The 20,244-nt window shown below is 70.0% G+C and carries 20 protein-coding genes and 1 tRNA gene; 11 read left to right on the top strand and 10 right to left on the bottom strand.

The genetic code is table 11. The annotated features are described in order from the left end of the window. Window positions 1–118: 118 nt before the first annotated feature. The 6 genes from ABZ725_RS18375 to phoU all read right to left on the bottom strand — a co-directional run bounded on the left by ABZ725_RS18375 (window position 119) and on the right by phoU (window position 5,671). Window positions 119–1,405, bottom strand: coding sequence for a hypothetical protein (locus ABZ725_RS18375; protein WP_358803661.1), 1,287 nt, complete (start codon window positions 1,403–1,405; stop codon window positions 119–121). An 83-nt stretch (window positions 1,406–1,488) separates the two neighbouring features. Continuing rightward, window positions 1,489–3,210 carry an FAD-dependent monooxygenase gene (locus ABZ725_RS18370; RefSeq protein ID WP_358803660.1) on the bottom strand — a complete coding sequence of 574 codons (1,722 nt, stop codon included), beginning with the start codon at window positions 3,208–3,210 and terminating at the stop codon, window positions 1,489–1,491. Between the two features lie 158 nt (window positions 3,211–3,368). After that, a complete protein-coding gene (locus ABZ725_RS18365) occupies window positions 3,369–3,716 on the bottom strand; it encodes a transcriptional regulator (RefSeq protein ID WP_351911410.1) in 348 nt (115 codons plus the stop codon). Continuing rightward, window positions 3,713–4,414: a hypothetical protein gene (locus ABZ725_RS18360; RefSeq protein ID WP_358803659.1), complete on the bottom strand. Its 702-nt coding sequence runs from the start codon at window positions 4,412–4,414 to the stop codon at window positions 3,713–3,715. The genes ABZ725_RS18365 and ABZ725_RS18360 overlap by 4 nt, the downstream gene beginning before the upstream one ends. A gap of 284 nt (window positions 4,415–4,698) precedes the next feature. Beyond that, complete coding sequence (locus tag ABZ725_RS18355) at window positions 4,699–4,857, bottom strand: hypothetical protein (RefSeq protein WP_351911412.1); 159 nt, start codon at window positions 4,855–4,857, stop codon at window positions 4,699–4,701. Between the two features lie 100 nt (window positions 4,858–4,957). Then, window positions 4,958–5,671, bottom strand: coding sequence for a phosphate signaling complex protein PhoU (gene phoU, locus ABZ725_RS18350; protein WP_358803658.1), 714 nt, complete (start codon window positions 5,669–5,671; stop codon window positions 4,958–4,960). 303 nt (window positions 5,672–5,974) lie between these two features. Between phoU and ABZ725_RS18345 the strand changes: the two genes are divergently transcribed. Together ABZ725_RS18345 and ABZ725_RS18340 are read left to right on the top strand one after the other, a co-directional pair. Beyond that, window positions 5,975–7,300: an ATP-binding protein gene (locus ABZ725_RS18345; protein ID WP_358803657.1), complete on the top strand. Its 1,326-nt coding sequence runs from the start codon at window positions 5,975–5,977 to the stop codon at window positions 7,298–7,300. Continuing rightward, complete coding sequence (locus ABZ725_RS18340; protein ID WP_015659563.1) at window positions 7,297–7,977, top strand: response regulator transcription factor; 681 nt, start codon at window positions 7,297–7,299, stop codon at window positions 7,975–7,977. Before ABZ725_RS18345 ends, ABZ725_RS18340 begins: the two co-directional genes overlap by 4 nt. Window positions 7,978–8,103: 126 nt before the next feature. Here ABZ725_RS18340 and ABZ725_RS18335 read toward each other — a convergent pair whose 3' ends face one another. Then, entirely contained in the window at window positions 8,104–8,778 is a 675-nt protein-coding gene (locus ABZ725_RS18335) for a DUF461 domain-containing protein (protein ID WP_358803656.1), read from the bottom strand. A gap of 653 nt (window positions 8,779–9,431) precedes the next feature. Here ABZ725_RS18335 and ABZ725_RS18330 point away from each other — a divergent pair. The 6 genes from ABZ725_RS18330 (at window position 9,432) to ABZ725_RS18305 (ending at window position 15,923) form a co-directional block, all read left to right on the top strand. After that, complete coding sequence (locus tag ABZ725_RS18330) at window positions 9,432–9,914, top strand: CarD family transcriptional regulator (protein WP_003953493.1); 483 nt, start codon at window positions 9,432–9,434, stop codon at window positions 9,912–9,914. Between the two features lie 293 nt (window positions 9,915–10,207). After that, complete coding sequence (gene ispD, locus ABZ725_RS18325; RefSeq protein WP_351911416.1) at window positions 10,208–10,960, top strand: 2-C-methyl-D-erythritol 4-phosphate cytidylyltransferase; 753 nt, start codon at window positions 10,208–10,210, stop codon at window positions 10,958–10,960. Next, entirely contained in the window at window positions 10,950–11,465 is a 516-nt protein-coding gene (gene ispF / locus ABZ725_RS18320) for a 2-C-methyl-D-erythritol 2,4-cyclodiphosphate synthase (protein WP_358803655.1), read from the top strand. Before ispD ends, ispF begins: the two co-directional genes overlap by 11 nt. A gap of 132 nt (window positions 11,466–11,597) precedes the next feature. After that, window positions 11,598–12,998 carry a cysteine--tRNA ligase gene (gene cysS / locus ABZ725_RS18315; protein ID WP_358803654.1) on the top strand — a complete coding sequence of 467 codons (1,401 nt, stop codon included), beginning with the start codon at window positions 11,598–11,600 and terminating at the stop codon, window positions 12,996–12,998. A gap of 123 nt (window positions 12,999–13,121) precedes the next feature. Then, window positions 13,122–14,063, top strand: coding sequence for a 23S rRNA (guanosine(2251)-2'-O)-methyltransferase RlmB (gene rlmB / locus ABZ725_RS18310; RefSeq protein ID WP_351911419.1), 942 nt, complete (start codon window positions 13,122–13,124; stop codon window positions 14,061–14,063). Between the two features lie 156 nt (window positions 14,064–14,219). After that, a complete protein-coding gene (locus ABZ725_RS18305) occupies window positions 14,220–15,923 on the top strand; it encodes a DoxX family membrane protein (RefSeq protein WP_358803653.1) in 1,704 nt (567 codons plus the stop codon). Between the two features lie 85 nt (window positions 15,924–16,008). Here the strand turns inward: ABZ725_RS18305 and ABZ725_RS18300 are convergent, their stop codons facing one another. The 3 genes from ABZ725_RS18300 to ugpC all read right to left on the bottom strand — a co-directional run bounded on the left by ABZ725_RS18300 (window position 16,009) and on the right by ugpC (window position 18,751). Continuing rightward, complete coding sequence (locus ABZ725_RS18300) at window positions 16,009–16,740, bottom strand: nucleotidyltransferase family protein (protein ID WP_358803652.1); 732 nt, start codon at window positions 16,738–16,740, stop codon at window positions 16,009–16,011. 221 nt (window positions 16,741–16,961) lie between these two features. Beyond that, window positions 16,962–17,432 (bottom strand): hypothetical protein, encoded by a 471-nt coding sequence (locus ABZ725_RS18295; RefSeq protein ID WP_351904356.1) that lies wholly within the window; start codon window positions 17,430–17,432, stop codon window positions 16,962–16,964. A gap of 233 nt (window positions 17,433–17,665) precedes the next feature. Beyond that, window positions 17,666–18,751, bottom strand: coding sequence for a sn-glycerol-3-phosphate ABC transporter ATP-binding protein UgpC (gene ugpC, locus ABZ725_RS18290; protein ID WP_351904359.1), 1,086 nt, complete (start codon window positions 18,749–18,751; stop codon window positions 17,666–17,668). Between the two features lie 219 nt (window positions 18,752–18,970). On the opposite strand from ugpC, the gene ABZ725_RS18285 reads away from it, so the two are divergent. The 3 genes from ABZ725_RS18285 (at window position 18,971) to ABZ725_RS18275 (ending at window position 20,089) form a co-directional block, all read left to right on the top strand. Further along, window positions 18,971–19,043, top strand: a tRNA-Thr gene (locus tag ABZ725_RS18285). A gap of 186 nt (window positions 19,044–19,229) precedes the next feature. After that, complete coding sequence (locus tag ABZ725_RS18280; protein WP_358803651.1) at window positions 19,230–19,499, top strand: hypothetical protein; 270 nt, start codon at window positions 19,230–19,232, stop codon at window positions 19,497–19,499. Continuing rightward, on the top strand, window positions 19,496–20,089 hold the full coding sequence (locus ABZ725_RS18275; protein WP_358803650.1) for a sigma-70 family RNA polymerase sigma factor: 594 nt from the start codon (window positions 19,496–19,498) through the stop codon (window positions 20,087–20,089). Before ABZ725_RS18280 ends, ABZ725_RS18275 begins: the two co-directional genes overlap by 4 nt. Window positions 20,090–20,244: the final 155 nt, after the last annotated feature.

The following is a 20,244-nucleotide window of genomic DNA, read 5'->3' as shown; positions in this document are numbered from 1 at the left end:
GGGAGAGCCGTTGCAGGTCTGCCCGGTGCCGGAACTGTTCCGCTGACATCCAACATTGACAGCCGGTCCTTGTGGCCCACGATCTCCGTCACGACTCCGCAGACGACTGTGTCCGGGTTCAATTCAGGAGTTGCTGCACCGTTTTCTGCGTTCGCCCACTCGGTGAGTGGTCGAGGCCATACGCGGCGGTCAACTGTTGAGGTTCAGCGGACTCGGGCCTGATGTTGACCTTGTCTGCCGGGCTGACTTTGGCCACGAGGTATGGGCCGAACCAAGTCTTGTCCGGCTCTTCAAGGACCCACCAAAGGGTGGCGTACCTGGCCTTGCGAGTGTGCTCAAGAAATGCGTTGCTGTGGACAATGCGCGACTGGTACCTCAATATCTCGGTACCGGGATTTGCGACCCATGGCGGAGCCGATTCCACGTCATGGTGGCTCTTGTCTGCATGCCATGAATTCCGTCCTGATCGCGCGTACTCGTCGCTGGTCAGTACGACTCTGTCTGCCCGCAGGTAAACCATGTCTGCGGTAGCGTTTATCGCTTCGTAGGATGCGCTTTCAGGGAACTGCACAAGGCTGTCCGTCGTGACTTCCGTGCCGGGGTCGAGCTTACGGCCCACACGCATGAACCGTCCCTGGGCGAGTAGGTCGTACTTCTTCTTCCGCTCGTCCGCGTACCGAAGCAGAATGGCTTGGCCGTCGCTGATGTCCTTCAGCCAGTCCTGCTTGGTCCGGCGGGAGTCGGTGGCGATGGGGCCTCTGGCCGACACCTGGAAGAGAGAGCCTAGGGCGTAGACGGTCACGGATCCGGTGTTCTTCGATCGCAGGCGGACCGGCAGCGTCACCCTTCCATTCGTGATGTGGGCCTTCCCCAGCTCGACCGTGGTGGAGACGGATGCTGGTGTGCTGTACGGCTGGTAGATCTGCGCGTACCCGAAATTGACGGCTGCGGCCAAAGTGGTGAAGAGCGCTCCGATGGCCAGCGATTTGGGCCTCGGAAGCTCGATCTGCTGACGCTGATGCCGCGTGTAGAGAAAAGCTAGGGACAAGAGTGACGCCATGCTCAGAAGCAGCCAGACCCACAGGTAGTGCGTGTAACTCCAGCTCTCGACCTGCAGGGCGAGCAACGTGAAGTTGACAAGCATGGATATGACTATGGCGACTACCACCGTGGTTCCCGCGTACCCCGCGAGTCTGTTGCCGGTGGAAAGGTGGTGACAGTATGCGGCGAGCGCTGCCAGCACGATCAATGCCGTCAACAGCAGGAGAGCTCCGTTCAGGCGGCCGGCATACGTGAGGGCTCCATTGACGTCCTCGGAACCGAGCCAGACGAATTCAGCGGCGGTGAAGAACAGGGTCGCTATGAGAACCGCGGTCAGTGCCCTTCTCGGCGTCATGTCTTCCATGAGAGCGGGTGTCGGGTGGTGCACGCTCCTTGTGCTCGCCCATCTGCATGAAAAGGATTGGCCGTCGTAACGAGGGGCTCCTCCTACGTCTCTGTTTCTTTCTGTCGCGCCGTCTTCGGCCGGAACCACGTGGTCATGTAGTCGGAGACGGCTGTCGTGGTGGCTGTGAGGGGGAAGCGGGCTGCCAGGTAGCCGTCGGGGCGGATGATGTAGCCGGTCGGGCCGTCGGGGTGGTAGAGGCGGGCGAATTCGGCTGCGGTGTCTCGGTAGGCGGGGACCGGCAGGGTGTCCGGGGCGGAGAGCGTCGGTGTGGATTCGCGGGCGAGGACGACGATCGTCTGCATGCCGGTCGCAGCGGCCTTCGCGGCTTCGGTGGGGTCGGTCGCGTAGAGGAGGAGTACGTGGTCCGGGCGGTTGCGCAGGATGTCCAGCAGCCGCCAGGGGTAGGCGGCCGCGGGGGTGGTCAGGCCGGGGCAGTCGGGGGCGCGGTCGCCGGGCTGGGGGGCGTCGGGCGGGCCGTGGGAGGCGGTGGCCAGGGGGCCGTTCCGGTAGTCGATGAGGAGTTGGGCCTCGCGGAGCAGCAGGGTGCGCGGGTCGGCGGGGTCGGTTTCGATGCCCTGGGTGGCGTGGCGGACGGTTCGGCCGACGACCTCCTCGCCGACCGGACGGCGCTCGGCGTCGTAGGTGGTGAGGAGGGCGGGCCCGGCCTCTCCCCGGACGACGAGGGCGAGTTTCCAGGCCAGGTTGCAGGCGTCCTGGATGCCGGTGTTCATGCCCTGCGCGCCGGTGGGCGGGTGGATGTGGGCGGCGTCGCCCGCGACGAAGACGCGTCCGTCGGCGTAGCGGTCGACGATGCGGTGGCTGATGCGGAAGACGGAGGACCAGCGGAGGCGGGAGAGGGTTGCCGTTCTGGGGGCCAGGCGATCGACGACCGCCTGGAGGTGGTGGAGCTCCGGGGCGCGGTCGGCTTCCAGACCGTGGGCCACGCCGTCGCCGTCGCTGTCGCTGCGGCCTCCGCCATCGCCGTCGCCGGCGCTGCGGCCTCCGCCATCGCCGCCGTCGCCGTCACCCGCCGTCTTCGTGGAGAGTTCCGGTGGGACCAGCATCGACATGCGGTAGCGGCCGGTGCCGGGCAGTGGGATGCAGACCAGGACGTCGTCGGTGGCGCCGTCGGCGGTGCGGTGGAGGGAGCGCAGGCCGTAGCCGTGGGGCAGGTCCCAGTCGGCCTCGACGTCGCCCAGCATGTACTCCTCGGCGAAGGCCGCCCCCTCGTAGCGGAGGCCCAGCCCCTTGCGCACGGTGCTGTGTGCCCCGTCGCAGCCGATCAGATAGCCGGTCCGGAATTCCTCCTCCGCGCCGGAGGCGGTGCGCAGGCGCGCGGTGACGCCGTCGTCGTCCTGGGTGAACGACAGTAGTTCGGTGCCGCGTTCGATGAAGGTGTCGAAGCCGGCGACGTACTCCTCCAACAGGCGCTCGGTCTCGTACTGCGGCAGCGCGGCGAACTCGTAGGGCACTTCGGGCGGCAGCGTGAGGTCGATGCGCGCCTGCTCCCGACCGTTGACGTAGATCAGCTGGCCGCGCAACACCGAGGCCGCCTCCAGGACCGACCGGGCCAGACCCATCCGGTCCCAGATCTCCAGGGTGCGCGGCTGGATGCCGACGGCCTTCGCGTACGGGAGTCGAGTCGGCAGGCGGTCGACGAGCCGGCAGCGCACCCCGTGCCGACGCAGTTCGGCGGCCGCACTCAGCCCGACGGGTCCGGCCCCCGCGATCAGCACGTCGGTCGCATCGGTCACGTCGGTCACGGCGGTTGCTCCGGTGTGTGCCACGGGTGCCTCCCGATGCCGGTGCGGTGGTCCTTTACGCCTCTTGTCCGCGGCCCGTAGCCCGTAGCCCGTGCAGCCCGAAGTCCATGGTCACCCTGCGGGGCATGGACTGCGACCGGGGCGACGGCGCTGCGACGTCAGTGCCCTTCCAGCCGTTGCACCAGCGCGCGCAGGGCGCGCAGCTCCGCTTCCAGGGCCTGCGCGCCCTCTCGGGTGAGGGAGATCCAGGTGCGGGGGCGGCGGCCGGCGTAGCCCTTCTCGATCGTGACGAGGCCGGACTCCTCCAGGACCTTCAGGTGCCGGGAGAGGTTTCCGTCGGTGACGGCCAGTTGCTGTTTCAGGAAGCCGAACTCGACCCGGTCGGCCTCGCGGGCGACGGTGAGGATGCCGAGCCGTACGCGCTGGTGGACGGTGTCGTCCAGCGCCTGGGTCGGGTGGGGCTCCTCGTGGCCGTCCCGCACGGCGATCGGGTCCTCGACGCTCATGCCGTGACCGTACCCGCCGGCGCCGTCCGATGGCGGACGAGTGTCCACTCGGCCAGGCCGGCCACCAGCAGGACGGCGGCCAGCAGGAGTGCTTTGGCCTGCGGTCCGTCGGTCCAGCCGGGGTCGGCCGGGTGCAGCCAGGGCAGCCATCCGCTGCCCCAGGACGCGCCGAGGTAGCCGGTGAGCAGCAGGGCGTGGGCGGTGCCGGCGGTCGTGGCGATCCAGCTGCGTTCGGCCACGCCGAGGGCGAGGAGTCCGACGCCGACCAGATACCAGGGGGAGGCGTAGCTGTTGCTCAGCAGGTCGACCTGCAACGGCTGGTTCCTGCCGAACAGGAACAGCAGCAAGGCCGCCAGGACACCCGCCGTGGCCACGGCGGTGACGCCGGTCCAGCCGCGGCGGCGCGGGACGATGCCGCGGGTCTCGCCCCGCAGGCGGTACCAGCGGGCGAAGACGAACCATGCCAGCGGGAGCAGCGCGAACCACACGCCCCAGGCCGTGAACCGCAGCGCCGCGCCGTCGAACTCGCCTTCCAGACAGGGGGTTCCCGGTTCGTGGACCACACACAGGCCGGTCAGCTCGGCGTAGGCGAAGTCCGGGTAGGAGGCGACGTTGCGCCCGTGTGCCCCGAAGTTGAAGGCGTACCGGGCGACCGGAGCGGCCGCGAGCGCCAGGAGGCCGAGGCCGAGGAGGGGCACCCATGCGCCGTTCAGTTGCGTACGGGTTCTGGCCCGCAGACCTTCCGCGGTCGCCAGCAGTCCTGCGGCGGTTGCGGTTGCGGTTGCGGCTGCTGCGGATGCGGATACGGATGTCGCCGGTTCGCCCATGATCTGCCCCCTGTTGATCGCCGTTGATCGTCTCGGCCGCATCAACTCTGCAATGCAAAGTACATTGCGGTCAAGAGCGAACTGGCATGACGAAGGCCCCGGTGCCGTGATCGGCACCGGGGCCCTTCAGCCTCGTACGTTCGCTTCGTGCGGCCTCAGCCGCACTGGCAGGGGCCGCCCGACTGACATCCGCAGCCGCACCCGGATCCGCAGCCGCACGCGGCGATCAGCGTCAGGCTTCTGATCTCGGCGGGCTGCTCGGTCGGGCGTTCCTGGGTGGGGTCGGGGGTGGGAGCGATGGGGGACTCGGCCATGGGTTCCTCCCGGAGGCGTAGGGCCTGTGCCCATTCCATGCCCGTTCCGCTGGGCGCATCAACGGCGCACAGTGGCTCGCACACGCCCCCGGAAGAGGGTTCAGGCCCCCTCGGCCGCCGTCCCCGTCCCCGCCGAAGCCTGGATGTCCGGCTGGATGTCGGGCTGGAACTCGTTCGCGTGCTCGCCCGTGACCAGGAAGACCACGCGCTTGGCGACGGCCACCGCGTGGTCGGCGAACCGCTCGTAGTAGCGGCCCAGCAGGGTGACGTCGACGGCCGTCTCGATGCCGTGCTTCCAGCGGTCGTCGATCAGGTGCTGGAAGAGCGTGCGGTGCAGCAGGTCCATGGCGTCGTCGTCGGCCTCCAGCTGGAGCGCCAGGTCGACGTCCTTGGTGATGATGCACTCCGCGGCCTTCGCCATCAGGCGCTGCGCGAGCTGCCCCATCTCCAGGATCGTGGCGTGCAGGTCGTGGGGGATCGTGCGGTTCGGGAAGCGCAGCCGCGCCAGCTTCGCCACATGCTGGGCGAGGTCGCCCGAGCGCTCCAGGTCCGCCGACATCCGCAGCGATGTGACGACTATCCGCAGGTCGGTCGCCACCGGCTGCTGCCGCGCGAGCAGCGCTATCGCGCGGGCCTCCAGGTCGTGCTGCAGCTCGTCGACCTTCTTGTCGGCCTCGATGACGCTCTCGGCCAGCTTCAGGTCGGCGTCGAGAATGGCCGTCGTGGCGCGTCCGATGGCCGACCCGACCAACCGGGCCATCTCCACCAGGCTGTCGCCGATCGAGTCCAGTTCCTCGTGGTACGCGTCCCGCATCAGGGTTCCCTCTCGTACGTCGTTCTTGGGGTTCGGCTATCGGCTTCGGGTTCGGCTTCGGGTTCGCTTCCGGGGGCCGGAACCAGCCGCGGAACCAGGTCGGAACCAGCCGCCGGACCGGTGCTGACCGGCCTTGTCACCGGTGCTGCGAACCCCACGGTCCCACGCTCCGCCCCGTACGCGTCGATTTCCGGCACCTCAAATGAACCACCACTGGCTCCAAGGTGAACTCTGGGCGACGAGTGTTCGAGCTCGCACCTCGATGGCTGTGGCCAAGACCGATGCCATGCCTAACCTGGGTGCATGGACGTGAACGCGGCGGTCGCCGCAGCGGCAGCGATCGCCGGGGTGCTCACCGGTGTCATCGCCATGCTGGCGTTCCGCTGGAGCGAGCGGGAGCAGAAGCGCCCCACGCGCACCTCCCTGCACACGGACCCGGTGCTTCCGCCGGGTGTGGACACCGTCCTGTCCGTGCTTCGCTCATCCGCCGTCGTGCTCGACGAGGCAGACGCCGTCGTCAAGGCCAGCTCCGCCGCGTACGCCCTCGGGCTGGTGCGCGGCGGCCGGCTCAGCGTCGAGCCCATGCTGAAGATGGCCCGGGACACCAGGCGGGACGGCGAGATACGCCAGGTGGAGCTGGACCTTCCCCGGCGCGGAACCGGGCGCGGCGAGGCCCTCGCCGTGTCCGCCAGAGTGGCCCCGCTGGGCTCCCGGCTCGTGCTGCTCCTGGTCGAGGACCTCACCGAGGCCCGTCGCATCGAGGCGGTCCGGCGGGACTTCGTGGCGAACGTCAGCCATGAGCTGAAGACGCCGGTCGGCGCGCTCTCCCTCCTCTCCGAGGCCGTCATGGACGCCTCGGACGATCCGGAGGCGGTGGAGCGGTTCGCCGGCCGTATGCAGATCGAGGCCACCCGGCTGACCAGCCTGGTCCAGGAGCTCATCGACCTGTCGAGGGTCCAGAACGACGATCCCCTCGAGGACGCCGAACCGGTCGGCATCGACGAACTCGTCGCCGAGGCCGTCGACCGCTGCCGGCACCAGGCGGGGACCAAGCAGATCACCATGGCCGCCGCCGGCACCGCCGACCTGCGTGTCTGGGGCAACCGGGGCCAGCTGGCCGCGGCCCTCGGCAACCTGGTCGAGAACGCCGTCAACTACTCGCCCGCCCGCACCCGCGTCGGCATAGCCGCACGCCGGATCGGCGCGCCGGGCGGGGATCTGATCGAGATCGCCGTGACCGACCAGGGCATCGGCATCTCCGACAAGGACAAGGAGCGCATCTTCGAGCGCTTCTACCGCGTCGACCCGGCCCGCTCCCGCGCGACGGGAGGCACCGGCCTCGGGCTGGCGATCGTCAAGCACGTGGCCGCCTCGCACGGCGGGGAGGTCACGGTGTGGAGCGCCGAGAACCAGGGCTCCACGTTCACCCTGCGGCTGCCGGAGGCGGCCCCGGCCCGCGACCGCGCGCAGCAGCATCCGGACCCGGACGAGGTCGACGTCGAGGACGCCGACGACATCGACGCGGTCACCCACTCCTCTCCTCACCCCTCACCCCAGGCACCGCCCCGCGCCTCTTCCCCCGATCCGACCGCGTACCAGACGCTATCCGCCCCGGAGGCCCACCCGTGACCCGAGTGCTCGTCGTCGAGGACGAGGAGTCCTTCTCCGACGCCCTGTCGTACATGCTCCGCAAGGAGGGCTTCGAGGTCGCCGTCGCGACCACAGGGCCCGACGGACTGGACGAGTTCGAGCGCAACGGCGCCGATCTCGTCCTCCTCGACCTGATGCTGCCGGGTCTGCCCGGCACGGAGGTGTGCCGTCAGCTGCGCGGCCGCTCCAATGTTCCCGTGATCATGGTGACCGCCAAGGACAGCGAGATCGACAAGGTCGTCGGGCTGGAGATAGGAGCCGACGACTACGTCACCAAGCCCTTCTCCTCCCGCGAGCTGGTCGCCCGCATCCGGGCCGTCCTGCGCCGCCGCGGCGAGCCGGAGGAGGTGACCCCGGCGGCCCTGGAGGCCGGCCCGGTCCGCATGGACGTCGACCGTCACGTCGTCACCGTCTCCGGCTCCAAGGTCGACCTCCCCCTCAAGGAGTTCGACCTCCTGGAGATGCTGCTGCGCAACGCGGGCCGCGTCCTGACCCGCATGCAGCTCATCGACCGGGTCTGGGGCGCCGACTACGTGGGCGACACCAAGACCCTGGACGTCCACGTCAAGCGCCTCCGCGCCAAGATCGAACCCGACCCGGGCGCACCCCGCTACCTGGTCACGGTCCGCGGCCTGGGCTACAAGTTCGAGCCGTAAGCCGTAAGCCGTAAGCCGTAAGCCGAAGCCGTAAGCCGTGACCGGACCGGTCGGAGAACGTGCGTGAGGGGCGGCACCCTGTGCAGGGTGCCGCCCCTCACGCATACGGTCATGCGGTCATGCGGCTCAGTGGCCCGCCGCCGCCGTGTCCGTGGAGCTGGGGGAGGACGTGTCGGACGGGGTGCCCGTCTCGGCGGTGCCGCCCTCGGTCGCCGAGCCGGAGGCCGAGGCCTCGCCGGACGGCGATTCCGAGGCCGTCTGCGCGGCGCTCTCCGACGCGGTCGGGACGGCGGTCGGACCCCACTTGGAGAAGTAGCTCTCGGCGGGGACGACGAAGGCGCGCAGGCTGACCTCGCCGGTGTCGCTGAAGGTGAAGGTGACCTTCTGCGCGTTGCCGTCCTGGACGGCCTCGCCGCTGCTCTCCAGGACCGCGGAGGCGTTGTTCGCGCCGCCGATGACGACCGAGCCGCCGGCCGGGACGGTCAGCTTGCCGTTGCCCGTGGCGGGCTTGAGCTCGGCGGACCTGTCGATGCCGTCGACGCTGATGGACTCCAGCGTCTGGGCGTGGTCACCGGTGTTGAAGACGGTCGCCGAGATCGCGGCCGGCCCGGTCGACTCCATGTCGGGCTGGGTGATGACGAGGACGTTCTGCAGCTTGATGTCGCCGACACTGGTGGCGGCGTTGTCCGGCTTGATCTCCAGGGTCTGGGAGTCGTTGCCGGCCGCGCAGCCGGCGAGCGAGGCGATCGAGAACGCGATGGCGGAAGCGGCGAAGGCGCCGCGTCGAAGGCTGCTGCTCACGGCGGCGGCAACTCCTTGAACGCACGGGGCGGCTTTTCTGTTGATAAAGCCGCTCTAAGGGTCTGTCAGCGGCCTCAGGTTACCGAGCCGTTCCCGCGCCGCCGCACCCGACCCGCCTCTTGAGGGATCCCGGGCCCCGACGGACGTGTCGGCCGTTCTTCGGCACCCCCCGCCCCGACCGCCACAAGTGACCCACGAGTCACATCGGCTTCACCTGTCGTCTTCCGTCCCTCTTCCCTCTGGTACGCCATTCACATAAGCGCGCTCGACGTCCGCTCACGGATTTTCCGTGAAGGAATACGAGATCGCCCGCGGAATTGATCACGGGCCTGGTCGAACAGTTGATGATCAATTCCGGAAACGACTCGTATCCGGCCAGGCGCACCGAACGGAGTACCGGAAGTCGCACACCTGGAAGAGGACATATGTGGACGTTCGGCCGTTCGGGCGGGGCTCCGGATGTGTGTAACGTACGCGTTTCACCCCCCTCGGAGAGCCGCTCCGACCTGCGGATACCTGCTTCCGTGGGCCCTGCGCAGCACGTTCCTGTTAGAGTTGTCAAGCCCCGAGATATGCCCTGACCTGCGAAAACGCCATTCAGAACCCGCAGTTTCCGTGTTACCCTGGATAGCCACGGAAGGGGTACCTGTCACATGACGTTCAAGGTTGGCGACACCGTGGTCTATCCCCATCACGGGGCCGCGCTGATCGAGGCCATCGAAACTCGCCAGATCAAAGGCGTGGACAAGACCTACTTGGTGCTGAAGGTCGCCCAGGGCGACCTGACGGTACGTGTGCCAGCGGACAATGCGGAGTTCGTCGGCGTGCGTGATGTGGTCGGTCAGGACGGGCTGGACCGGGTCTTCGAGGTGCTGCGCGCGCCGTACGCCGAGGAGCCCACGAACTGGTCGCGTCGCTACAAGGCAAATCTGGAGAAGCTCGCCTCCGGCGATGTCATCAAGGTCGCGGAAGTCGTGCGTGACCTGTGGCGTCGTGAGCGCGAGCGCGGACTCTCCGCCGGTGAGAAGCGCATGCTCGCCAAGGCCCGCCAGATCCTGGTGAGCGAGCTCGCTCTCGCGGAGAACACCAACGAGGACAAGGCAGAAGCCCTGCTCGACGAGGTTCTCGCGTCCTGAAGTCGGCCCGAGACCGGCCTCAGCACACTGAAGAACACTGAAATGCCGCGGTGCCCGATGACGTATTTCCCGTCGCCGGGCGCTGCGGCATGTTCGTGTTCGCTTACCGCCGTGCGCCCTGCTGCGGCGAAGGTGCTCCCCCGATACTGGCGATACTGGTCCCTGTACTGCTGTGCCGGGCCCGGGCTGCTGCCTCGACCGGTGCGTCACGGAAGGGTCCGGTCAAGGCGTCGCGCCCGGCACTTCCCAGGCCATACCCACGTAGGCCGAGCACACAAACCTGACAGGAACCGATGTCTGACGATTCACGTCCTTCCCCGGCGTCCGCCCGCACGGCCGCGGTGATTCCGGCCGCCGGCCGGGGTGTCCGCCTCGGTCCGGGCGCCCCCAAAGCGCTCCGCGCGCTGAGCGGCACGCCCATGCTGATCCACGCGGTGCGCGCCCTCGCGGCCTCCCGCGCCGTATCCCTGGTGGTCGTCGTGGCCCCGCCGGACGGCACGGCCGAGGTGAAGTCGCTGCTGGACGCGCACGCGCTGCCCGACCGCACCGACTTCCTGGTCGTCCCCGGCGGCGACACCCGCCAGGAGTCCGTGAAGCTGGGCCTGGACGCGCTGCCGCCCGGCCACGACATCGTGCTGGTGCACGACGCCGCCCGGCCGCTGGTCCCCGTGGACACGGTGGACGCCGTCATCGAGGCCGTCCGCGACGGCGCCCCGGCCGTCGTCCCGGCGCTGCCGCTCGCGGACACCGTCAAGGAGGTCGAACCGGCCGCGACCGCCGGCGACCCCGAGCCGGTCGTGGCCACCCCCGAGCGGGCCCGGCTGCGTGCCGTGCAGACCCCGCAGGGCTTCGACCGGGCCACGCTGATCCGCGCCCACGAGACGGTCACGGACAACGTCACCGACGACGCCAGCATGGTGGAGCAGCTCGGCCTGACGGTCGTCGTGGTCCCCGGTCACGAGGAGGCCTTCAAGGTCACCCGCCCCCTCGACCTGGTCCTCGCGGAGGCGGTCCTGGCGCGCAGGAGGCTCAACGATGGCTTCTGACGCTCCGGAGAGTCCTCCGGCAAGGCCGGTGCTTCCCCAGGTCGGCATCGGCACCGACATCCACGCCTTCGAGGAGGGCCGCGAGCTGTGGTGCGCGGGCCTGAAGTGGGAAGGGCAGGGCCCCGGCCTGGCCGGGCACTCCGACGCGGACGTCGTCGCGCACGCCGCCTGCAACGCGCTCTTCTCCGCCGCCGGACTCGGTGACCTGGGACAGCACTTCGGCACCGGGCGCCCCGAGTGGTCCGGCGCGTCGGGCGTCACGCTGCTCACGGAGGCGGCCCGGATCGTCCGCGCGGCCGGCTTCGTCATCGGCAACATCGCCGTGCAGGTCGTCGGCCCCCGCCCCAAGATCGGCAAGCGACGCGACGAGGCGCAGCGGATCCTGTCGGACGCGGCGGGCGCCCCGGTGTCGGTCTCGGGCGCGACGACGGACGGGCTGGGTTTCCCGGGCCGGGACGAGGGACTGATGGCGATCGCCACGGCGTTGGTGGCCCGCACCGGCTGAACCCGGGTGCTCCACCCGTGCGACCCATGCCTCCGCCCCGCCCCGTCATGCCCGTACGGGGGCATGTCACGAATGTGTGGCCGTGCGGGGAAGGGGCTCGGGGCACTGTCCGACGCCCACTACCCTGGAGTGGTGACTATTCGCCTGTACGACACCAGTGCCCGGCAGATCCGTGACTTCGCCCCGCTTCTGCCGGGTTGTGTCTCGATCTACCTCTGTGGCGCCACCGTGCAGGCGGCCCCGCACATCGGGCACATCCGGTCGGGGCTGAACTTCGACATCATGCGCCGCTGGTTCGCCTACCGGGGCTACGACGTCACGTTCATCCGCAACGTCACCGACATCGACGACAAGATCATCGCCAAGTCGCACGACCAGGGCCGCCCCTGGTGGTCCATCGGCTACGACAACGAGCGGGCGTTCAACGACGGCTACCAGGCCCTCGGTTGCCTCCCGCCGACCTACGAGCCGCGCGCCACCGGGCATGTCCCCGAGATGATCGAGATGATGCGCGGTCTGATCGAGCGCGGTCACGCCTACGAGGCCGACGGCAGCGTCTACTTCGACGTGCGCTCCTTCCCGGGCTATCTCGAACTGTCCAACCAGGACCTGGACGACCTGCGCCAGCCGCCCGAGGAGGGCATCACCGGCAAGCGCGACCCGCGTGACTTCGCGATGTGGAAGGCGACCAAGCCGGGCGAGCCCGACTGGGAGACGCCGTGGGGCCGTGGGCGTCCCGGCTGGCACCTGGAGTGCTCGGCGATGGCGCACAAGTACCTGGGCTCCGCCTTCGACATCCACGGCGGCGGCCTCGACCTGATCTTCCCGCACCACGAGAACGAGATCGCCCAGGCCAAGGCCTACGGCGACGAGTTCGCGCGGTACTGGGTGCACAACGCCTGGGTCACCATGAGCGGCGAGAAGATGTCGAAGTCCCTCGGGAACTCCGTCCTGGTCTCCGAGATGGTCAAGCAGTGGCGCCCGATCGTGCTCCGCTACTACCTGGGCACCCCGCACTACCGCTCGATGATCGAGTACAGCGAGGAGTCGCTGCGCGAGGCCGAGTCGGCGTTCGCGCGGATCGAGGGCTTCGTGCAGCGCGTCGTCGAGAAGGCCGGGGGAGTCGTCGAGCCGGCCGCCGAGGTGCCGCCGGCCTTCGCCGAGGCGATGGACGACGACCTGGGCGTCCCGCAGGCCCTGGCCATCGTGCACACGACGGTCCGGCAGGGGAACTCGGCCCTCGCCGCCGACGACAAGGAAGCCGCCGTGGCCCGGCTCGCCGAGGTCCGTGCCATGCTCGGCGTCCTCGGTCTGGACCCGCTCGACGCGCACTGGGCCGGCGAGGAGAGCCGGGGCGAGGACCTGCACGGCGTGGTCGACAGCCTCGTACGGCTCGTTCTCGACCAGCGCGAGTCGGCCCGCGGGCGCAAGGACTGGGCGACCGCGGACGCCATCCGCGACCAGCTCACCCAGTCCGGCCTGACCATCGAGGACGGCCCGCAGGGCCCGCGCTGGACGCTGGGTCCGCGTTAGTCCCGACCTTGATCGACTGTGCCGCCCGGCCGTCCGGGCGGCACACTGCATAAGACGACAGCAGACGACGGCAGACGACTGCACCACACACGTACGTACGAAGCTCACGGAGACGAGTCACTCATGGCAGCCAACAACCGCCGCATGTCCGGCAAGAAGGGCGCGCAGGTCGGCAGTGGCGGCCAGCGGCGCCGAGGCCTGGAGGGCAAGGGACCGACCCCGCCCGCCGAGATGCGCAAGGGTCACAAGAAGAACCGCATCGCGGGCGCCAAGGCGAAGCAGGCCGTGCGCCGGCCCGTGCAGCGGGGGCGGGGCGGCAAGGGCACGTCCGAGATGGTCGTCGGCCGTAACCCGGTCGTCGAGGCGCTGCGCGGCGGCGTCCCCGCGACGATGCTCTACGTCCAGCAGTTCATCGACAACGACGAGCGGGTGCGCGAGGCGCTCCAGCTCGCCGGTGAGCGCGGCGGCATCCACCTCATGGAGGCCCCGCGTCCCGAGCTGGACCGGATGACCAACGGCCTCAACCACCAGGGCCTGGTCCTTCAGGTCCCGCCGTACGAGTACGCGCACCCCGAGGACCTGGCGTCGGCGGCCTACGACAACGGCGAGGACCCGCTGATCGTGGCCCTCGACGGTGTGACGGACCCGCGCAACCTGGGCGCCGTCGTCCGCTCCGTCTCCGCGTTCGGCGGCCACGGCGTCGTCGTCCCCGAGCGTCGTGCGGCCGGTATGACGGCCGGCGCGTGGAAGACGTCCGCCGGTACGGCCGCCCGCACCCCGGTCGCCCGCGCGACCAACCTGACCCGGGCCCTGGAGGCCTACAAGAAGGCCGGCATCGTGGTCGTCGGCCTGGCCGCCGACGGCGAGTCCGAGGTCGGCGAACTGGCGGCGCTGGACGGCCCGGTGGTCATCGTCGTGGGCAGCGAGGGCAAGGGCCTGTCCCGACTGGTGGGCGAGACCTGCGACCACCGGGTGCGGATCCCGATGCCGGGCGGGGCGGAGTCGCTCAACGCCGGTGTGGCGGCGGGGATCGTGTTGTACGAGGCGGCTCGACGGCGGGTCTGAGGCCGGTCGGCGGCTCGGCTCGGGGTCTGAACAGCCTGAACGGGTGTGCGGAAGTTCGCCCGAATGGGTTAATCCGGGCGGGTAGTGCAACCTTGACGGAGTCCGGACAGATCTGGCGGGTCAAAGCAGTGTCCTAAACACACGTCACTCGGTTAGATGAGTGTGGACACCAGAACACCCCGCACACCCACGGGGGGCCGCTCGTCGGGATTCGATGCCGGATCCGGATTCGATGACGCTCCCGCGCTGAGCATGGTGAAGGTGCCGAGCGATCCGGCGCAGATCATCGTCAGTCACGCGAGCTTCCGCGTGCAGTTGAACGTGTCGGCGCGGCGTAACCAATCCCCGCGGATCGCCCGGCACGCGAGCGCCATCGATGACACCACGCGCATCCCCGTCGTCGGGGCGGCGGGCAGAGCGGGCGCAGCAGGCGCCGCTCCGGGGGGCCGTCGGCGGGCCGTCGTCTGGAGCGGCAAGTCCGCCCCGGACGACACCGGCGCCCACCGGCTGCTGCAGGCCGTGCGGGCAGGCAGCGTCGGCCACGGCGAACCGCCCGCGGCCGACGCCGGAGCCACCCAGGTCATCCCCCGCGTCGACGTCGACGACCGGGGTTACGACGGCGACCTCGCCGCGCAGACCCTCGAAACCCCCATCGTCGGCGCGCAGCGCGCCCCCGCCGCCGGCGAGAACCGCCTGCTGCCGAACATGCGCACCGTCGGCAGCGCCTACGACGAACCCGCCTACGACGACGCCCGGTTCGAGGACTTCGGCGAGGCGGACGGCGGTCCGCACGGCGGTGCGGACGAAGCCCCGCGCAGCCGCCGGCACGCCGAGGACCCCGCCCGGCACGCCTACTATCCGGGCCGCCGGATGAACCTCGGCGTGGTCCTGCTCCCGCTGCGCATCTTCCTCGGCTTCATCTCCATCTACGCCGGCATGGGCAAGCTGTGCGACCCCGTCTACTTCGACGGCGGCAAGCGCGGCTCCATGGTGAAGTGGCTGAACACTTTGCACCCGTGGGAAGTCGCCGAGCCGCTGCGCCAGTTCGCCCTGCACCACCCCGTCGGCTCCGGCCTCGTCATCGCCTTCCTCCAGGTCGTCGTCGGCGTGCTCACGGTGCTGGGCTGCTGGCAGCGGGTCGCCGCGGTGGTCGGCGCCGGGCTCTCGGCCGCGCTCATCGTCACCGTCAGCTGGAAGACCGTCCCGGTCTACGACACCCCCGACATCATCTACCTCGCCGCCTGGTCGCCGCTGATCATCGCCGGCGCCCCCGTCTACTCGGTCGACGGCCGTCTCGCCGCCGGCGCCTGGCGCCGACTCGGACCGCGCTCCGACCTGTGGGAGCTGCGCCGTTACGTCCTGCGTCGCGGTGCGCTCGTCACCGCGATCGTCGTCGGTCTGACGCTGCTGGTCGGCTCGCTGCTCGGCGGCGCCGTGCGCGACGCGGACCGGGTGGTCGTGCCCGGCCCGGGCGAGCCCCCGCGCAACGAACTGCCCGGCTCGCCGCTCCCGGAGAAGTCCGGCACGCACACGGCGTCCCGGAAGCCGGACACCGCCACCTCGCCGACCCAGGGCGCCACCTCGGCGGCCCCGACGGCCGGCGCGGACAGCGAGCCCGCCGAGGAGCGGGACTCCGCCGAGACGGAGGACGCCGGCGCGCCCAGCCAGACCCAGGGCACCGCGGGCCAGGCCCCGCCCGAGCAGTCCGCCCCGGTGGAGGAGGCCCCGGCGACCAGCTCCGGCCCCACGTCGGGCGGCTCGACGAGCAGCTCCGGTGGCGGCGGCTCGACGAGCGGTTCGGACGGCGGCGGATCGTCGTCCTCGGGCCGTCCGGGGTTGGTGGGCGGGTTGCTCGGGTAGGGCGCAGCGCGTCTCTGAGCAGACGGACGGGGGTGCCGCGCGCGGACGAGCGCGCGGCACCCCCGTCCGTCGTGTCGTGGGGTCGTCAGCGGCCCAGGGCCGCCAGCTCCTTCGCGGCCTCGGTGAGGTCCTTCGCGGTGTCGATGGCGCGCCAGTACGCCCCCTGCGGGAGCGGATAGCCGGCCAGCCGCAGCTCACGGGCCAGATGCGGGAACGTCGTCCGCTCGTGGTCGCCGCGGGCGGGCAGCAGCCCCGCGAACTCGGGCGAGAAGACGTAGACGCCCGCGTTGATCTCGTAGGTGGTGGGCGGGGCCTCGATGAAGTCCGTGATGTGACCGAACCCGTCGGTCTGCACGGCCCCCCACGGAATGCGCGGACGGGCCAGCGCGAGGGTCGCTATGGCGTCGCGCTCGGTGTGGAAGTCGGCCATCTCGCGCAGCGAGAAGCGGGTCCAGATGTCGCCGTTGGTGGCGTACCAGGGCCGGTCGGGGTGGGGCAGATGGGCGGCGGCGTACTTCAGGCCGCCGCCGCGGCCCAGGGGCTCGGTCTCCACGACGGTGGTGACCTCGAGGGGCAGCTCGGCCGACTTCAGCCAGTCCTGCAGGACCTCGGCGAGATGACCGCAGGAGACGACGACGTCGGTGACGCCCTCCTCGGCGAGCCAGCCGAGCTGATGGCCGATGATCGGCGTTCCCGTGCCGGGGATCTCGACCATCGGCTTGGGCCGGTCGTCGGTGTACGGACGCAGCCGTGACCCCTGGCCACCGGCCAGGATGACGGCTTGAGTGGGGCGGGACGCGGCACGCGGATCGGTCATGCCCGCACTGTACGTGGCACGGCTTCCGGGCCGCGCGGGTCCCCCGGCGCGGGGATCCCGGACGGGCCGACCGCCCGACGGCCGGCCCGTCCCGACGGTCTGCTGCCCTGGTGGGCGGCCGTCCCGCTGCGCGGTCGACCCGGTGAGCGGCCCCCCGGGGAGGGGGCCGCATGGGCCGCGTGGGCTGTGTGGGCCGTGTGGGCCGTGGGGGACCGGGTTGCTCAGCCCTGGGCCGCCAGGACGCCGGAGGCGAAGGCGGTGTCGCAGACGGGGCGGGAGTAGGACTGGGCGCGGGAGGGGCCGTACGCGCGGACCGCCGCGCGGCCGAGGGCGCGGGCGATGGAGGAGCAGTGCCTGGCCAGCGACGGCTTGCCGTTGACCGCGGCCTGGAGGTGGGTCAGGGCGACGCCCGGGTCCTTCTCCTGGAGCTCGGTCAGCAGCTGGTCGCGCAGTACGTCCTGCGGGGCCTTGGCGGCGCTGTGCGAGGACTGGTGCGCGGCGGAGACGTCGGAGGCGGTGAGCACCGAATCCGAGGGGTCCCCCGACCAGTTGACCCGGGTGACCGCGAGGGTCCCGGAGAGCACCATGACGACGGGCAGGACGAGGGCGAGCGAGCGGCCGATCCGGCGGGCTGGGCCGCCCTGGCCGCGGCGCGTGCGCTGGGTGGTGGAGTGGTTCGCGGAGTGCTTCACGCGTGAGAGGGTAGCGTGCAGTAATGATTTGGCGACATTTAGTCACCCGGACGGGGGATGAAGGCGTGCTCCCTTTTGGGTAAGGGGTTGACGGGTGCCTGTGGAAATGTCCACTGTGTGGGGATTCTGCGGGCATAGAAAAGGGCCTCGCAGCAGGCTGCGGGGCCCTTTTCGTCAACCTGGGTGAATTACCCGGGTTTAATCCTGCGTCGCTGACGTCGTCAGCGGCGACGTCAGTCGGAGAGGCGCTCGCCCGTCGACGTCGAGAACACGTGGGTCTCGCCCGCGCGCGGGACGACGTGCAGCGTGCTGCCCTTCTCCGGGACGTCACGGCCGCCGACGCGGACCACGAGGTCCTTCGTCTCGCTGCCGACCTGGGCGGTGCCGTAGACGAAGGCGTCGGAGCCGAGCTCCTCGACCACGTTCACGACGACCGCGAGGCCCTTCTCCTCCTCGGTGGCCACGTCGAAGTGCTCGGGGCGGACACCGACGGTGACCGTCTTGTCGGTGGCGGCGGAGAGCGCGTCACGCTGCACCGGCACCACCGTGTTGCCGAACTTCACGCCGCCGTCGGCGATCGGCACCTCGACGAGGTTCATCGCCGGGGAGCCGATGAAGCCGGCCACGAAGAGGTTGGCGGGCCGGTCGTACATGTTGCGCGGGGTGTCGACCTGCTGGAGCAGACCGTCCTTGAGGACCGCCACCCGGTCGCCCATGGTCAGGGCCTCGACCTGGTCGTGGGTCACGTACACGGTGGTGATGCCGAGACGGCGCTGCAGCGAGGCGATCTGCGTACGGGTCGACACACGGAGCTTGGCGTCCAGGTTGGACAGCGGCTCGTCCATGAGGAAGACCTGCGGCTCACGCACGATGGCGCGGCCCATCGCGACACGCTGGCGCTGACCACCCGAGAGGGCCTTCGGCTTGCGGTCGAGGTACTCGGTGAGGTCGAGGATCTTCGCGGCCTCCTCGACCTTCTGCCGGATCTCCGCCTTGTTGACGCCGGCGATCTTGAGCGCGAAGCCCATGTTGTCGGCGACCGTCATGTGCGGGTAGAGCGCGTAGTTCTGGAACACCATGGCGATGTCCCGGTCCTTCGGCGGCAGGTGCGTGACGTCACGGTCACCGATGCGGATCGCACCGCCGTTGACGTCCTCGAGCCCCGCGAGCATCCGGAGCGAGGTGGACTTGCCGCAGCCGGACGGACCGACCAGGACGAGGAACTCGCCGTCCGCGATCTCGATGTCGAGTGCGTCGACGGCGGGCTTGGTGGAACCCGGGTAGACCCGGGTCGCCTTGTCGAAAGTGACAGTGGCCATGGCTCGAAGGCCCCCTTCTACCGGCAGGAACGTGCCGGACGATCCGTTGTAGGAAGGTGGTGGTGTAGTCCACACGAGTGAACTGGCTCAGGACGCTACCTCGCGTTCGCCGGATCTGTCAGTACCTGGAGGCATGTGAACTTCGCGGAAATTTTCGACAGGGCGCTCCGGTGACCTGGGTACACTGCACGGGCACGTACGTGAACCACGCGCGCGCATGCCTCCTTAGCTCAGCTGGTAGAGCACCGCTCTTGTAAAGCGAAGGTCGTCGGTTCGAATCCGACAGGGGGCCCTGTGATCCACCGACGTCGACGCCCCCACGGTCTTGGACCGTGGGGGCGGCGACGTAGTTCTTGACGGCAGTGCGGCGCGGTGAACTCGGAATTCGGCCTGCGAGTTCACGATCACGGACCGTTCGGGCTCTTACCTGGTGACGGGCGGCCTTCCGAGGTCGCCACCGTACGAGGAGGGGACGGCCATGGACACGGCCACGACTGCTGTCACCATCGTCTCGATCACCGCCGCCATCGCCGCGAAGACGTGCGCCCTGCTGAGTCTGTGGTTGCGCCTGCGCTGGCGCGCACGGCGCGAGCGGGCGCATCGGCAGTGCCTCCTCGGCGTCGCCGAGACGGTGGCCGCGAACGGTCGAGGCGGGCTGGTGGAGTTCGACGACAGGTACGGGGACGGATGTCATGTCCGGATGAGGGTGACCTGTGCTCCGGACCGCCGGCTGGACTCCGCCGCGTGAGCCACCAGGATCCGACGGACGGAGCGGAGCGCCCGGTCGTCCGTCCCGCCGCGCGCAGCGGTTCGTTCGGAGAACGCCTCGGGGAACGCTGTGGAGACCGCTCCGAGGTTGACGAGGAGTTCTCCGCGTTCTACCGAAGCGCCATCCGTCAACTGGTCGCCTTCCTGATTCATCAGGGCGCCGAACTGCATGTCGCCGCGGACATCGCTCAGGACACGATGATCAAGGCGTACCGCAGCTGGACCGAGCTCCACAGACCGCGCCCATGGGTCCACAAGGTCGCCTCGCGCGCGCTGGTCCGTATGGTCGCCGCGGTCAGAGAGGACCTGGTCGAACGGGTTCCCGAACCGACGTCGTTGCTGGCCTGCCCGGATGCCATCACGGAATGGGAGGGGAGGTACGACATGCTGCCCGTGCTGCGCAGCCTGCCGGCCCGGCAGCGCCAGGTCCTGGCCTGGACGCTGGCCGGCTACAAGCCCGGCGACATCGCCGACGAACTCGGTCTGCCGTCGGACACGGTCCGTGCCAACCTGATAAAGGCCCGCCGCGCCGCAGCCGCCTACCTCAAGAATGCGGAGGCGCAGCAGTGACCCCGCGGCCGGAGCCGAATTCCGGCGAGAGTTCCGGCGACGAGGCCGTGGAGCGGCGGCTGGACGACCATCGGCGCGCTCTGGTCGAGGGACTCGCCGGTGTCCTGGACGCCGAGGCCGGCCTGTGCGAGATCCTGCTTCAGTCCCGGCACGAG

The sequence above is a fragment of the Streptomyces sp. NPDC006872 genome, assembly GCF_040635845.1.
GTDB lineage: Bacteria > Actinomycetota > Actinomycetes > Streptomycetales > Streptomycetaceae > Streptomyces.
The sequence above is the reverse complement of the archived record's forward strand: the minus strand, read 5'-3'. Positions and strand labels throughout refer to the sequence as shown.

Excerpts from the sequence above, each read along its gene's own strand:
- ABZ725_RS18305 (WP_358803653.1), top strand. The coding sequence starts at position 14,220 with ATGAGTGTGGACACCAGAACACCCCGCACACCCACGGGGGGCCGCTCG.
- phoU (WP_358803658.1), bottom strand. The coding sequence starts at position 5,671 with ATGCGGGACGCGTACCACGAGGAACTGGACTCGATCGGCGACAGCCTG.
- ispD (WP_351911416.1), top strand. The coding sequence starts at position 10,208 with ATGTCTGACGATTCACGTCCTTCCCCGGCGTCCGCCCGCACGGCCGCG.
- ABZ725_RS18365 (WP_351911410.1), bottom strand. The coding sequence starts at position 3,716 with ATGAGCGTCGAGGACCCGATCGCCGTGCGGGACGGCCACGAGGAGCCC.
- ugpC (WP_351904359.1), bottom strand. The coding sequence starts at position 18,751 with ATGGCCACTGTCACTTTCGACAAGGCGACCCGGGTCTACCCGGGTTCC.
- ispF (WP_358803655.1), top strand. The coding sequence starts at position 10,950 with ATGGCTTCTGACGCTCCGGAGAGTCCTCCGGCAAGGCCGGTGCTTCCC.
- ABZ725_RS18280 (WP_358803651.1), top strand. The coding sequence starts at position 19,230 with ATGGACACGGCCACGACTGCTGTCACCATCGTCTCGATCACCGCCGCC.
- rlmB (WP_351911419.1), top strand. The coding sequence starts at position 13,122 with ATGGCAGCCAACAACCGCCGCATGTCCGGCAAGAAGGGCGCGCAGGTC.
- ABZ725_RS18345 (WP_358803657.1), top strand. The coding sequence starts at position 5,975 with ATGGACGTGAACGCGGCGGTCGCCGCAGCGGCAGCGATCGCCGGGGTG.
- ABZ725_RS18330 (WP_003953493.1), top strand. The coding sequence starts at position 9,432 with ATGACGTTCAAGGTTGGCGACACCGTGGTCTATCCCCATCACGGGGCC.
- ABZ725_RS18355 (WP_351911412.1), bottom strand. The coding sequence starts at position 4,857 with ATGGCCGAGTCCCCCATCGCTCCCACCCCCGACCCCACCCAGGAACGC.
- ABZ725_RS18300 (WP_358803652.1), bottom strand. The coding sequence starts at position 16,740 with ATGACCGATCCGCGTGCCGCGTCCCGCCCCACTCAAGCCGTCATCCTG.
- ABZ725_RS18375 (WP_358803661.1), bottom strand. The coding sequence starts at position 1,405 with ATGGAAGACATGACGCCGAGAAGGGCACTGACCGCGGTTCTCATAGCG.